This window comes from Nesterenkonia ebinurensis (genome assembly GCF_008711175.1).
Lineage (GTDB): Bacteria > Actinomycetota > Actinomycetes > Actinomycetales > Micrococcaceae > Nesterenkonia > Nesterenkonia ebinurensis.
In genome coordinates this window covers 190,006-203,721 of record NZ_VWNF01000011.1, presented here as the reverse complement: position 1 = coordinate 203,721, position 13,716 = coordinate 190,006, and the positions used below count along the sequence as shown (strand labels likewise).

Genomic DNA, 13,716 nt, shown 5'->3' with positions numbered 1-13,716 from the left:
CGCGTGAGGGTCTAGCAGTTGACTCTCACGTCGCGTCATGCCGAAGCGTGGAGCGCATGCACGAGACAACCTCGCTCCACGACCGCAGCAACGGTCCCGGTGAAGAGCATGCGGTCATCGATGACCCACATCATCCCATTGCTCGCCGGATCGGCGATGTCCTGCGCAACCGTTCGCCAAGGCCAAAGATGATCCTTATCGATGACCTTGAGAACATCGAGCAAGCGGTACGAAGCAACGTCCGGCTGGACAGTCTGTACATGACCGAGGGGCTTCAGCTTCCCTCAATCAGCGACACAATATCCGAATACGGAATTCTTCCAACTCACACGCTTTCCCGCAACGTTGTTGATGGCCTGTTCGGTGGTGAGAAGCGGGCACGCATTTTCGCCTTAGCGAAGGCGCCTAGCTCCGCGAAACTTGGCGATCTTTCGGGAACTCAAGGCGACATCGTCGTGCTCGATGGCGTGCGTTTGGTCGGCAATATTGGTGCGATCACCAGGACATCGGTGGGCTTCGGAACCGCTGGACTGGTTCTCCTGGAAAGCGGATTGCGGAATGTGTTTGATCGACGGCTGATCCGAGCAAGCAGAGGCCTTGTGTTCGCTCTTCCGATCGTTCTCGCAACCCTCGACGAGTTCGCTGAATATGTACTCACCGAACGGATCAACGTGGGAACACTGACGGCACATGCAACGGAGCGCCTCGAATCCGCGTGCGGTGTCGCGGAACGGATGGCGATAGTTTTGGGCAGCGAACGACACGGTGTATCCCAAGAACTCGGCACGATAGCAAACCACAGATACGCAATCCCCATGTCGCCTGAGATTGAATCACTGAATGTTTCGGTCTCGGCAGGTATCGCCCTCTACGAACGTAACCGTTCAATCCGGCTTCGCACATAACGGCGGCTCAACAGCATTCTGCGACTGCTCAGCTCAGGGGGCTGATGCAGGGGTGGGTGACAACTTGACCCGTTCCTGCATCAGCCCCTTCCGCGCCTGCTTCCGCGCATCGAGCACATCCATCACTTGCTGCCAAGTGTCCTCGTCCACAACCGCAGGCCACACCGCCTGCACCTGCATCTGTGAGGCCATCGCCACATCCGAGTCCGTGTCTAACCGCAGCGAGCCGGTCACCGAACGGACGGTGAACCCGGCCAGCACTTTCGCGTCGATCAAGTCCTCAAGATCGCGCGGGTCGCGTACCGCCCGATCCAGGTCGTAGGCGATCATCACCTGCGCCTGACCGTCGGCCAGGTGTGTGAGCATGGCGCGGAACTGCGGGCGGATCACCCGCCGCACCCGCTCACCCGACGGCAACGTGATCGTGCGCTGCTTGAACGCCGACGTGTCATTCTCCCGGAACACCGCCGTGATCTCCCAACCGTGAGCGGCTGCGTAAGCGCGACAGTCAGCCTCCTGCCGATCCACCCCACACTCGCCACCCTCCGGATCATCGCTGATCCGGACGTACACCACCGCCCGCTGCGACGGCTCCGCTGCCTGTTCCTGCTCGTTCTGACCCACTCAGTCGGCCCACCTTCCTACTCGTGTGAGAAGTAGGTGCGTTCACAGAACCTCGGCTACCCGGATGCTCCGCATCCGCGCAGGACCCCGTGGTCAGAGGTCCGCCCCGCCGCCGGGACCATCACTGCCCTGCTGATCCGACCAGGAAACCCCGGCCAGAAAGGCGTCGGCCTCAGTAGCGCGCGGATACCGGGCCACAAGCTCCTGGAACCGCGGGCCGTGACCGGGCTCAATGAGATGCGCCAGCTCATGCACCAGCACCGCATCCACCACGTAGTCGGGCATCTTCTGCAGCCGGGCGGACAGCCTGATGCTTCCGGATGCTGAACTGGTGGATCCCCAACGTCTCAGCTGCCGCGCCGACCAGGTCACTGAGGTCGGTTGAACTGCACCGCCGAAGTACTGAGCAGCCAGCCCCTGTGCGCGCTCAAGCAGGGCGGCGTCGGAGATCCCGGTCGAAGACTGCCTGGCGGTCAGCCGTTTGCGGAACGCCCGGGCGTGCTTCTCGACCTCCAGCAGGCTCAGCCGCAGTGGCGCGCGCAGCCGCAGGGTCCCGTTGGCCATCTCCGCGCTGACTGTGCGTTTGCGCCTGGCCGAACGGATCACGATCACATCCTCGCCGTCCACAGGAACCACTTGCTCAATAGTCTGACCCACGCGCCTCAGCTTAGTCCCAGCCTGGAGGAGGCCTGCAGCACCGGCGGTCGAAAGCAGTGGGTGGAAAAGAGGCAAGAGTGCCGTTCCTGTGGAAAACCCAGAGGACCAGGCGCCGTCGTAAGCAATAATAAAAGGAGTCAAACACAATCAAATTGCAAGGAGTTTACTATGATTAGCCAATCACTGCGGATCGCCCGGCGCAGAGTCGCCACTGTAGCGGTGGAGGGATTAGATGGGCTCGGTATCCAGCTGGCCGAACTGCTGGCTCAGCTGAGCATCGGGACCCTCATCCTGCGCGACTCCCGACCGGTGCTCCCAGTTGATCCCGAATTCCGGACCATCGACCTGGGCAGGCCCCGGGCCGAGGCTGTCACCGAACGGCTCAGCAGCCAGGCGGCAGAGACCGCAGTCATCGAAGCTTTCGAAGACTCCGCACTGGCCGGAGCAGATCTGCACCTGGTCACTGGCATCGAAGAACTCCAGGCCGAAGCACTCCGGCGAGCCTGGCGGGAATCCTCCGCAGTGCTGCCGGTCCTCGCCTCAGCGCAGGGCTGGTGGGCCGGACCACTGCTGATGCCCGGTTCTCCGCTGTGTCCTGAGTGCCTGGTGCAGCAGGGGCTGCTCAGCGCGGCAGCCCAGAATCAGCCGGGTGCTGAGCGGGCTAACCCTTCGGCACCCGATCCTGATCCCCAGGTGGTCCTGGGTGCCGCCGCAGCTGCCGCCCTGCAGGCAGCCGTACTCATCGACGGACACCCGCACTGCGCCGTACAGGAGTCAGCCTTGGTGTGCCAGGCCGAGACTGGGCTCATCACCCCGCAGCCGGTGCAGCCAGCCCAGGACTGCGCCTGTTTCACCACAGCTGTCCCGGTGGGGCTGTGAGCGAACGCAGGCGGTCACACCCAGGAACTGGGGCTACCCTGGCATTCACGGATTTTTCCCCTCTTGCAGGAGCCAGGCATGACTGATCAGCCCGATGACAACGAGCGCAGTGAGTCCCACGAGGAGGAATTTCTGCGCAAGCTCTTCGGCGAGGCCTTCGGAGATGATTCCGCCTCCGATGAGCAGAGCCGTCCCAACCGCGGCCCCTCCATGGGCTTCACCGGCAATCCGCAGAACCAGGGTGGTCAGGACGATAACGACGACGCCGGCCAGGGCCCGTTCGGCGCAGGTGGCTTCCCGGGCTTCCCGCCCGGGTTTGATCCCTCCCAGATGCCCCCCGGCTTCGGCGACCCGGCCATGATGCAGCAGATCATGGGCCAGGTGCAGGCCATGTTCTCCGCCATGCAGAACCAGGGGGATGAGACCGTCAACTGGGAGCTGACCAAGAACGCCGCAGTCAGCGCAGTGGGGGAGGACGACGCCGCGGTCACCCCAGCAGAGGCCAAGCAGGTAGACGACGCCCTCCGATTGGCAGAGATGTGGCTCAACGAAGCCACCTCCTTTGAGGCGGTCGGCACTATCGGTCAGGGTCTCAGCCGCAAGCAGTGGATCGAGAGAACCTTCGAGTCCTGGCAGCGACTGACCACCCCGGTGGCTGAATCAGTGGGTCGGGCCATGGCCCAGGTGGTGCGCCAGCAGCTGGAGGAGGGCGGCGGTGCCCACCTGCCCGAGGAGCTCAAAGGCATGTTGCCTCCAGACGCTGGGGCCCAGGTGGCCTCGATGATGGAACGGATGGGCTCGGTAGCATTCGGAGCTCAGATCGGCCAGGCGATCGGTAAGTTGGCCGGTGAGGTGCACTCTGGTTCGGACATCGGTCTGCCCCTGGCCGGGACGGCTATGACTCTGGTGCCGGCCAATATCAAGGCCTTCGGCAAGGGGCTTCAGGTAGAGAACGAGGAGATCCTGCTCTACCTGGCCCTGCGGGAGGCCGCCCGCATCCGACTGTTCCTGCGCGCCCCCTGGCTGGAGGACGACCTGTTCAACGCAGTGGCCCAGTACGCCGCCGGTATCCACATCAACATGGAGCGGGTGGAGGAGGCGGCCAGCCAGATCGACCCTTCCAATCCCCAGGAGATGGAGGATCTCTTCGGCGAAGGCCTCTTCCAGACTGACCGCACTCCCATGCAGGAGGCGGCACTGCGCCGCATTGAGACTACCTTGGCCCTGGTGGAGGGCTGGGTCGACGACGTGGTGGCTCAGGCAGGCGCCCATCTGCCCTCGATCAGCCGGCTGCGTGAAACTTTTGCCCGCCGCCGGGCCACCGGAGGTCCGGCAGAGGCAGCCTTTGCCGCATTAGTCGGCCTGGAGCTGCGCCCCCGCCGGCTGCGCGATGCCGCCGCTCTGTGGGCTCATCTGCGCGAGTCTGACGGCGTAGAAGGCCGCGACGAGGTCTGGGCCCACCCGGATGTGCAGCCCGATGAGGCCGACCTGGACGATCCGGCAGGATTCCACAGCCGCCGTGCTCAGCGGCAGGAGGAGGCCGCCAAGATCGACGATGAGCTGAAGAAGCTGCTCGACGGCGACTATGACGGCCCCGGCTCCGGCGGAGACAGTACCGGCGGGAAGCCGGCGTGAGTCTGCGCAGAAACGTCCAGATCACCTCGGGCATCGGGGCTCTGGTGATGGGGCTGGCGGCTTTCAGCCTGCCCAGCGCATATCTCACCGAGTCTCCCGGACCGGTGTTCGACACCACCGGGGAGATTCAGGACTGGCCGGTGATCACCGTGCACGGCACCGAGACCTACCAGACCGAAGGCAGCCTCTCGCTGACCACGGTCTACGTCAACGGCGCGCCCACCTCCACGGTACGGGTCTTCGATGCCCTGGGCGGCTGGATCTCACCGAGCGTGGACCTGACCCCGCATGAGCTGGTCTACCCTTCCGGCACTACACGTGAGGAGGTTCAGCAGCGCAACCAGGCAGCCATGGCTTCATCCCAGGAGCTGGCACTGGCTGCTGCCCTGGACCATCTGGGTGTGGACTACTTGGTGGAGCTCTCGGTCATGGAGTTCACTCAGGAGGCCGTGGATGCCGGCACCGACGAGATCCTCATTCCCGGGGATCAGATGCTCGCCGCCGAAGGTGAGGAGGTCACCGGACTGGAGGGGCTGCGCCAGGCTGTCAACGAGGCCGCCGGTGAACCGATAGAATTGACGGTGGTCCGCGACGGCGAACCTGTCGAGATCGAGGTCCCTACCTACCAGGAGGCCGACGGGGAGTACTACGTGGGCATCTTGCTGGCCACGGAGTTCGACTTCCCCGTGGAGGCCGATATTCGGCTGGAGGACGTGGGCGGCCCCTCAGCGGGACTGATGTTCGCTCTGGGGCTGATCGATACGATGACTGAGAACCCGCTCACCGGTGGGGTCAACTGGGCCGGCACCGGCACTGTGGACCCCGACGGTACCGTGGGGCCGATCGGCGGAGTGGCGCAGAAAACTGTTGGTGCCCGTGATGAGGGTGCTGAGCATTTCTTGGCACCACGGCCGAACTGTGATGAGCTGGTAGGCAGGCTTCCTGGCGGAATCGAGGTCTACGGCGTCGAGGATGTGGACCAGGCGGTGGAGATCGTCGAGGCGGTCAGGGACAATGATGAGGACTTTTTGGCAGGGCTTGAGCCCTGCGGTCGGTGACTTTTCACCGCACCACCATTGATGAGTATCAGAACGTGTAGAGACGAGGACAGACTTTGAGTTTCTCTCAGGGATTCGGCAATTCGAACCCCTTCTCCGGAGGGATTTTCGGCTCCGGGCCGGGCAACAGCAATAACGACGACGCCGACTCCGGTGGTTCCGGGGGCAGCAGAGGCGGTGATGGCCGCAGCAGCCAGGGGGGACGGCGTCGTCCCTCCGCGCTGATCATCACCATCATCGTCATTGCTGCACTGCTGGGCGCCTTTGTGGCATTCTCCGGGTTCTACGCGGAGATCATGTGGTACTCCCAGCTGGGGTACTCCGAGGTGTTCTGGACTGAGTGGTTAGCCCGCGGCGCCATCTTTGCGGTGGCCTTCCTGGTGATGGGCCTGCTGGTGTGGCTGAGCCTGTTCTTCGCCTTCCGCACCCGGCCCAAGAACATCGAGGGACAGCTGGCCGAGTCGGTGAGCCGCTACCAGTCCACCTTGACCTCTATGCGTCGGCTGCTGATGTTCGGCCTGCCGGTGCTGATGGGTCTGTTCGCCGGCACGGCAGCCCAGGCCAACTGGCAGCAGGTGCTGCTGTTCCTCAACCAGGAGCCTTTCGGGCAGGAGGACCCCGAGTTCGGCCTGGACTTCGCCTTCTACGTGTTTACTCTGCCATTTTTGAACTTTGTCAACGGCTTCCTGATCTCCGCGGTGCTGGTGGCAGGGATCGCAGGCATCCTCTGCCACTACCTGTTCGGGTCTATCCGGATTGAGTCCAGCGGCAAGTTCGTGGTGGAGAAGGCCGCCCGCTGGCATGTGGCTGTGGCCGTAGCCGCGTTTATCCTGCTTCAGGGAGCCAGCTGGTTCCTGGGCCGCTACGCCACTCTGCAGGACCAGAGCGGCAACTGGGCCGGTGCCCTCTACACCGATGTCAACGCGGTGATTCCTGCCCAGACCATTCTGGCCATTGCCGCAGTGCTGGTGGCCATCGTGCTGGTGATCACCGCGATCACCGCTCGCTGGAGGTTTGCGATCATCGGCACCGCCATGCTGATCGTCACCGCGATCATCGGCACCGGAGTAGTGCCTTTCTTAGTCCAGGAATACCAGGTGCGGCCCACCGAGCAGTCCCTGGAGGATGAGTACATTCAGCGGAATATGGAGCTGACCCGGTTCGCCTACGGGCTGGATGATCTGGAGAAGATCAGCTACTCCGCCACGATGCAGGCCGAGGAGGGTGCGCTCTCCAATGACGCTACCAATGTTGAGAATATCCGCCTGCTGGACCCCAACCTGGTGTCCGCCGCCTACCGGCAGTTCCAGCAGTTCCGGCCCTACTACACCTTCCCTGACACGCTGAGTTTTGACCGCTATGAGATCGACGGCCAGCGCTACGATACGGTGATCGCCGCCCGCGAGGTCAATGCTCCGGAAGGCTCCTGGGTCAACCAGCACCTGATCTACACCCACGGCTACGGCCTGGTGGCGGCCAATGCCAACACGGTCACCCCGGAGGGCCGCCCCGACTTCACTCTGCAGGGCATCCCCACCACGGGTGACCTGGCCTCCGATGAGGAGTACCAGCCGCGCATCTACTTCGGCGAATCCACCCCCCAGTACTCCATTGTGGGTGCCCCTGAGGGTGCCCCGCCGCGTGAGCTGGACCGGCCCGCGGTGGAGCTCACCGAGGATGAGGAGGGCGAGCTGGAAGAGAACGCCGAGGAAACCCAGGATGACACCCAATACACCTTCACCGGTGACGGCGGGCCATCGGTGGGCAACATGTTCAACCGGCTGATCTACGCGCTGAACTTCCAGTCACCGGAGATTTTCCTTTCCGGTGACATCAACGAGGAATCCCAGATCCTCTACGACCGCCATCCGCGGGAACGTGTGGAGAAGGTGGCCCCCTACCTGGAGGTGGACCAGAACATCTACCCGGCCATTGTGGACGGGCGGATCAAGTGGATCGTAGAAGGCTACACCGCCTCCAACGACTTCCCCTACTCCGCAGAGGAGCAGCTGGAGTCCGCCACAGTGGATGCGCTCACCCAGGGTGCCCCGCAGCAGCTGACCGGGCAGGTCAACTACATGCGCAACTCGGTCAAGGCCACCGTGGATGCCTATGACGGCTCCGTGGAGCTCTACGCCTGGGATGACCAGGATCCGATCCTGCAGGCCTGGCAGCAGGTCTTCCCAGAGTCCATCCAGCCGATGGAGGAGATGAGTGCTGAGCTGCTGGAGCACGTGCGCTACCCCGAGGATCTCTTCCGCATCCAGCGGTCTCTGCTCACTGAGTACCACGTGGATGAGGCCAGCACCTTCTACGAGGGCAACGATGCCTGGTCGGTGCCTGAGGATCCCACCATCGAGGGCGGCAGTCCGCAGCCCCCGTACTACATGACCCTGCAGATGCCGGAGCAGGAAGAGCCCAGCTTCTCGCTGACCTCCACCTTCATCCCGGCTACCGAGGCCGACGGCCAGCAGCGCAATGTGCTCTACGGCTTCCTGGCCGCCTCGGGTGACGCCGGCACCGGCCAGGACGGGGACCGGCATGAGGACTACGGCCGGCTGCGGCTGCTGGAGCTGCCGCGGCAGACCTCCATCCCCGGCCCGGGCCAGACCCAGGCGAACTTCGACTCGCACCAGACCATCGCCCAGCAGCTCAACGTGCTGGACGATCTGGGCGGCTCCGAGGTGCACCGCGGCAATATGATCACCCTGCCGGCAGGCGGCGGCATTCTCAATGTGCAGCCCATCTATGTGCAGGCCACCACTGGTTCGGCCTATCCGGCGCTGCGCATGGTGCTGGTCGGCTTCGGTGAGGACGTCGGCTACGGTGACACCCTGCAGGAGGCCCTGGACATGGTCTTCGAGGGCGATGCCGGTGTTGAGGCCGTCGAGGGCGCCGGTGTGGATGCTGAGGCTGTCGAGGATGACCTCGAAGGCGTGGAAGGCGTCACCGAGGACGACGAGGAGACCGAACCGTCACCGACACCCACCGAGACCGAGGAGGCTACCGCCCCCACGGACGATGAGGATGAAGATGACGACGACGCCCCCGTCGCCGAGGACGATCAGGAGCGTCTCGATCAGCTCCGTTCCGAGGCGGCCCAGCTCTGGGCTGAGCGCAACGAAGCCTTCGCTGAAGGTGACCTGGCTCGCTACCGCCAGCTGGAGCTGGAGTTCGAGGAGACCCTCGATGAGCTCTTCGAGCTTGAGAACTCCCTGAACGACTGAGCCGGTACGGTCAACGGCGGTGGCCTGCGGGGTATGATCCCGCAAGCCACCGCCGTTTCAGTTGCCGTCCCTGTCAGCCGGCGGCTGAGCGATGGGTGACAACACGTTTCTTCGCCCTGCGCCGGCGCAGGGCACGCACCGCAGAGATCAGCAGCATCGCCATCGCTAGGACCACAGCTGCTGCTGCCCCGAGCATGGCGTAGAGCACCGAATCCGGCACCGGGTCGGTGACCCGGATCGGAATCGCCAGCTGCTGGAACTCCCCGTCCGGATCCAGTCCTGTGACGTAGAGGGTATGGTCTCCCGGCTCAACCCACTCCGGGATCCAGAACGTACCGCTGGCAACCCCATCCTCATCGGTCATCATGGTGCCCAGGGTGACCGGTTCAGATCTCAGGCCAACCCAGACCCGGGTGCCTGGAAGCCCCTGCCACCTCTGGATGGTCAGTTCTGCGTTGCGTCGCAGCTGCGCTGAAGTGCCTTCGACTACGGTTTCACCGATCTCCCATGCCGCGATTGCCGCGTCGTCGAGGTTGATGAAGGATCGGTCGAAAAGGGGACGGAGCCGGATCTGGTTGAGCAGTTGCTCGTTCTGCGAATAGGCGCTCTCGATTCCTGTGGGGTCGGCATCAATACGCGGTTCGCTGACCATCCAGGCCTCCAGCACCTGGGTGATCCTCTGATACCCCTGGTAGTTGGGATGGATGAACTCCTGTGCCTCCTGGGTGATTCGCAGCGCGTCGGCCTCAGGGCGGAAGTACCGCAGGATGTCCTGGCTCGCTTCACCAACCCGGTCCAGCCCCGTCCAGCCTGCTATCTGGTCACCGACTGCAGCGGGCACATTGATCGGCCGCACATAGGTATCGCTGCCTGAGCAGAGGGTGTTGTCCGGCAGGAACGCCTCCTGAACAGGCGCTGCATAGTAGACCTCCAGCCCCTCCTGCCTGACCATCTCCACAGCGGCTCGCACCTCCGCGTTGAGCGCATAGACCAGCTGGTTCCCGTAGCGGATACGGTCGGGATGAGCGATGGTCGAGCCGCCGAGCATACTGTCAGGGTCGAACCTGCAGATCATGGGGCTGTTATGCAGTAGTTGGGGGTAGGGGAGCACCACCACGGGGGCGTGCTCGCCATCACGGGCCGTCAGGGACTGCTCGTTATTGACCGTCCACCATACCTCGCGGTAGGACGCCGCCAGGCTCCCACGGATACCTGCCAGGGATTCGGGGACCTGATCGAGCAGCAGATGGCAGGGCAGTTCGGTGCCGGTGAGCTCAAGCGGAGCGGTGAGTACACACTTGACCAGGTCGTCGAAGCCGACATCGTTGCCGCCCATCGTCATGAACACTGCAGACGGGGTTCCGCTGGCGCTGCTCAGCTGGGCGAGCTGGGTGCTCCCGGCGATCGGGCGGGGCCGCGAGCTCTCCGGGTCCTCGTTTTGGGGCAAGTGGTGGATATGCCGCGTCTGTGCACCGGAGCAGGCCATCAGCCGGTATCGGCGTTCCAACTCCATCCTGTCCTGCTCGACCTCCAGCTGAGCTTCGTCACCACCGGTGATGATCCGCTCAACGGTGCTCACCAATCGGCCCTCCGCCAGGTCTGTTCGGTAGTCAGGAAGCAGATAGGTGCGGGGACTGCGGTGGCAGGCGTCCGAGGGCTGACCGAGAGGATAGGTATCAGAACCTGCGTCGTGGTGTCCGTACTGGCCGGAGCCCTCGCCCGAGGAGAAGGAATCGCCTACCACCACGATGGGCCGGGAAGGGCTGGCACTGGCAAGAATCTCCGAGACGGTACCGGGACGCACTCCGTCCTCGGCGGGATTCGGCATAGCGATGAACTGGCCCTCAGCGAAGCTGAACATCTCTGGGCCGTAGGCAGTGACCCGGAGGGCGGCGTCGTACTGCTGATGGATCTGGCCGGTGCTGACACTCCATGAAGCGGTGACCGACTCACCGGGCGGAATGTTCCCCTTCGACACAGTGGGCGGCAGAACGGGCGGGAACAGTGAATTCTCCCCGGCATCCCGGAACGCCAGGTTGAGGCGCACATCCTCCAGGGGGAAGGTGTTGGGGTTTCGGACGGTGGCGGTGATGGTGGTAGCTCCGCCAGAAGGCACATGTTCCTGGTAGTCCAGGGTGATTTCAGCCTCCGCCTGAGCAAGCTCGGCCAATGCGTCGCGAAGCTCCTCGGAGCTCTCCGCATCCAGGTAACGTCCCCCGGTGGTCTGAGCGGTGCATTGCAGCTCTTCGCGTCCGGCGTCGCTCTGGTGGTAGCCCACAGTGTGCACGGTGATGTTGAAGTCTGAGTTGGCGAACTCATCGGCAACCGGGCACGGGGGAGAGTGACAGTTGGACAAACCGTCGGAGACCAGCACTACGGTGCCGCTGGTGTAGCCGAGGCCCTCCATTCCTTCGATGGCCGAGCGCAGCGCGTCACCGCTGGGAGTGCTGCCCGAGGCGGTCAGTGACTGGACGGCGGCGACATCCGATGCCAGCGAGGACCGCAAAGGCTCTCCATTGCGCGGTGGGGTGACCACCCAGTCCCCCTGGGAGCATCCTCCGAGGAGAGGGTAGCCCCATACTCCGATGGCTGCACGGCCGTCATAGTCGGTGAGGACTCCGATCACCGCATCTTTGGCGCTCTGCAGCCGGTCGCCCCTCATAGACCCGGAAAGATCGATCACCATGGTCACAGCAGATCTATCTGGAACCTGTACCTGCTCCGCCGGCGCAGGCGGTGGGAAAGCGAGGTCTGCCGGATGTCCCTGAACAGACGGCGCGGACACTCCCTGCCCCGAGTAGGAGGCTCCGGTGACAGCGAGGGCAGACAATAGCAGGACAGCAATCAGGCTGAGAAGGCGGCGGATGGGGGTCATGGGTTCACTCCTGGAACTGGAGGAACATCTGGGCATCCCCCACCAGCTGGGCATCCCCGAAGGCCACTACTGTGGAGTCAGCCTCTTCGGGAACCTCCAAGATCAGGTCCAGTCGAAGCGCCCCGGCTGTATCGAGCTCCAGGTCGACCGGCTGCCCCCAGGTAATGTTCTCTGAGTAGATCTCGGAGCCGTCGGCCAGCACAGTGACTGTGGCTTCGGCATCCATACTTTCAGAGTCGGGAATTCCCAACGTTGCGGTCAGTGTGTCTGCGGCCCCGCGCAGCAGCCAGCTGGCCTCAGTGGGGGAGTGGTGGCGGACTGAGCATGCCACAGTGTGCTCGTGCTCCACCCCGCTGAGCACATGGCTGCCTCTGACCGTGCATCCGTGTTCTTCCTGGTCCACCTCTGCCAGGGGATGGGTGGCAGGGGCGGCGGAGACGACCATGGTGACGGTCTCAGGCAGTTCACTGCCCGGTTCCGGGTCCGTCTCCAGTACGATGCCCTCGGCGGCGTCCGGCTCATACCGCTCGGTGATCTCTGCCGCTGCACCGAGGAGATCAAGCTCGTTTCTCGCCTCGGATGCGTCTATCCCCACCAGGTCAGGAACGGCCGCCTCATCGGAGACGGTGAGATGAATTCCTCCGGGAGACTCCATACCGAAGACGGGAGTCTGTTCCAGCACTACCCCGACGGCGCCGGCGGAGGGCCTCTGTTCGGTGGTGACGGCGTTGACGTCAAGCCCGGAATCGGAGATGACCTGGAGTGCTGACTCCTCATCGAGCCCGCGCAGGTCCGGCATCGTGGCAGTATGCGTGCCTTCGACAGGATTGAGCACCGGCACTTCCACCACCTCCGGCGCTGGCCGCTCCGATGCCCCCACCCCGCTGTGCGCAGCCAGGAACCACCCGGAGGCGAAAGCCACCAGCAGCAGGGAGACTGCTGCCAGAGCAGCGGCACCGATGAGCAGGGGGCTGCTGCTCCGGGTCCCTCTGGGCATGGCGTGCTCAGGTCGTTTCTTCCCCCTCACAGGTTCCCCCTCTGTACGGTTGTGGCGCGAGTGCCCTGGGCCTGACGCCCAATGAGTACCAGACAGCTTACGACGCCGCCTCGGCCGTTCCAGCGCCCAAGCGGTGTTCCGGGCACCATTCCGGAATTCCGAGGTGAGGCTCGGAAAATCGGAAACAATCAAACCGGTGCAGAACCATGGATATTGGGGGTTTCGGCAGCGGCCCATGGAGTAAGACACCAGCTTCAGCCGGAAGAACGTCAGTGAGCGCCACAGGCTCGATAGTCAGCTCGTCGTCGCGCGATTTTGTTCCGCGTTCACTCGCGTGTAAGATAGATAAGTCCCGGAAACGGGAAACCCAGCGCGCGGTGGAGCAGTTCGGTAGCTCGCCGGGCTCATAACCCGGAGGTCCCAGGTTCAAATCCTGGCCGCGCAACAATGAAGGGTCGCTGACTAGGAATTTTCCTGGATCAGCGGCCCTTTCGCTTTGCCCCGAAGTAACCAAGAACGGGGGGTTATAGGGGTTATAGGGTTATAACCCAGAACTGCGCAGCGAATCCCGGCCTGACCAAGTACTACGGGCGCATGGGATTTCAACGTCAGGGTCGGCGCCAAGTGAGAGATCTCTTTGAGGTCATCCTCTGGCAACGACCCATCCCACCACCGGGCTAGGCTCACGTCTCTGTGATGTCAGGTGATGGCGCTGAGATTTCAGTTGCTTACGAGATGGCTGTGCAGAACCTGTCCAAGCCTGCCTATGCAGCGTGGGCGGGCCACACCTTGTTCGGCTGCTGAACGCGACCGGGTGCATGCTGGGATGAGTGAGGGGCTACGATCATCCAGATTAGGC

9 protein-coding genes and 1 tRNA gene are annotated in these 13,716 nt (G+C 63.6%); 6 read left to right on the top strand and 4 right to left on the bottom strand.

Going from position 1 to position 13,716, the window contains the following annotated elements:
* Window positions 1-56 precede the first annotated feature (56 nt).
* Window positions 57-905 carry a TrmH family RNA methyltransferase gene (locus F0311_RS04760; RefSeq protein WP_150460802.1) on the top strand — a complete coding sequence of 283 codons (849 nt, stop codon included), beginning with the start codon at window positions 57-59 and terminating at the stop codon, window positions 903-905.
* A gap of 33 nt (window positions 906-938) precedes the next feature.
* Here the strand turns inward: F0311_RS04760 and F0311_RS04755 are convergent, their stop codons facing one another.
* The gene (locus F0311_RS04755) at window positions 939-1,529 is read right to left on the bottom strand and encodes a recombinase family protein (RefSeq protein WP_223881139.1); all 591 of its coding nucleotides are present in this window, start codon (window positions 1,527-1,529) and stop codon (window positions 939-941) included.
* A gap of 93 nt (window positions 1,530-1,622) precedes the next feature.
* On the bottom strand, window positions 1,623-2,186 hold the full coding sequence (locus F0311_RS04750) for a M48 metallopeptidase family protein (protein WP_223881138.1): 564 nt from the start codon (window positions 2,184-2,186) through the stop codon (window positions 1,623-1,625).
* A gap of 168 nt (window positions 2,187-2,354) precedes the next feature.
* Between F0311_RS04750 and F0311_RS04745 the strand changes: the two genes are divergently transcribed.
* The 4 genes from F0311_RS04745 to F0311_RS04730 all read left to right on the top strand — a co-directional run bounded on the left by F0311_RS04745 (window position 2,355) and on the right by F0311_RS04730 (window position 8,985).
* The gene (locus tag F0311_RS04745; RefSeq protein WP_150460801.1) at window positions 2,355-3,065 is read left to right on the top strand and encodes a hypothetical protein; all 711 of its coding nucleotides are present in this window, start codon (window positions 2,355-2,357) and stop codon (window positions 3,063-3,065) included.
* Window positions 3,066-3,143: 78 nt separating this feature from the next.
* On the top strand, window positions 3,144-4,700 hold the full coding sequence (locus F0311_RS04740; RefSeq protein WP_150460800.1) for a zinc-dependent metalloprotease: 1,557 nt from the start codon (window positions 3,144-3,146) through the stop codon (window positions 4,698-4,700).
* Window positions 4,697-5,758: a YlbL family protein gene (locus tag F0311_RS04735; RefSeq protein ID WP_223881137.1), complete on the top strand. Its 1,062-nt coding sequence runs from the start codon at window positions 4,697-4,699 to the stop codon at window positions 5,756-5,758. The genes F0311_RS04740 and F0311_RS04735 overlap by 4 nt, the downstream gene beginning before the upstream one ends.
* A 56-nt stretch (window positions 5,759-5,814) precedes the next feature.
* A complete protein-coding gene (locus tag F0311_RS04730) occupies window positions 5,815-8,985 on the top strand; it encodes a UPF0182 family membrane protein (RefSeq protein WP_150460799.1) in 3,171 nt (1,056 codons plus the stop codon).
* A 73-nt stretch (window positions 8,986-9,058) separates the two neighbouring features.
* Here F0311_RS04730 and F0311_RS04725 read toward each other — a convergent pair whose 3' ends face one another.
* Together F0311_RS04725 and F0311_RS04720 are read right to left on the bottom strand one after the other, a co-directional pair.
* The gene (locus F0311_RS04725; RefSeq protein WP_191089738.1) at window positions 9,059-11,860 is read right to left on the bottom strand and encodes a VWA domain-containing protein; all 2,802 of its coding nucleotides are present in this window, start codon (window positions 11,858-11,860) and stop codon (window positions 9,059-9,061) included.
* Window positions 11,861-11,864: 4 nt separating this feature from the next.
* Window positions 11,865-12,857, bottom strand: a complete 993-nt coding sequence (locus tag F0311_RS04720) for a PASTA domain-containing protein (protein WP_191089737.1) — start codon at window positions 12,855-12,857, stop codon at window positions 11,865-11,867.
* Window positions 12,858-13,228: 371 nt separating this feature from the next.
* Here F0311_RS04720 and F0311_RS04715 point away from each other — a divergent pair.
* Window positions 13,229-13,302: transfer RNA gene (locus F0311_RS04715), tRNA-Met, on the top strand.
* The last annotated feature ends 414 nt before the right edge of the window (window positions 13,303-13,716 follow it).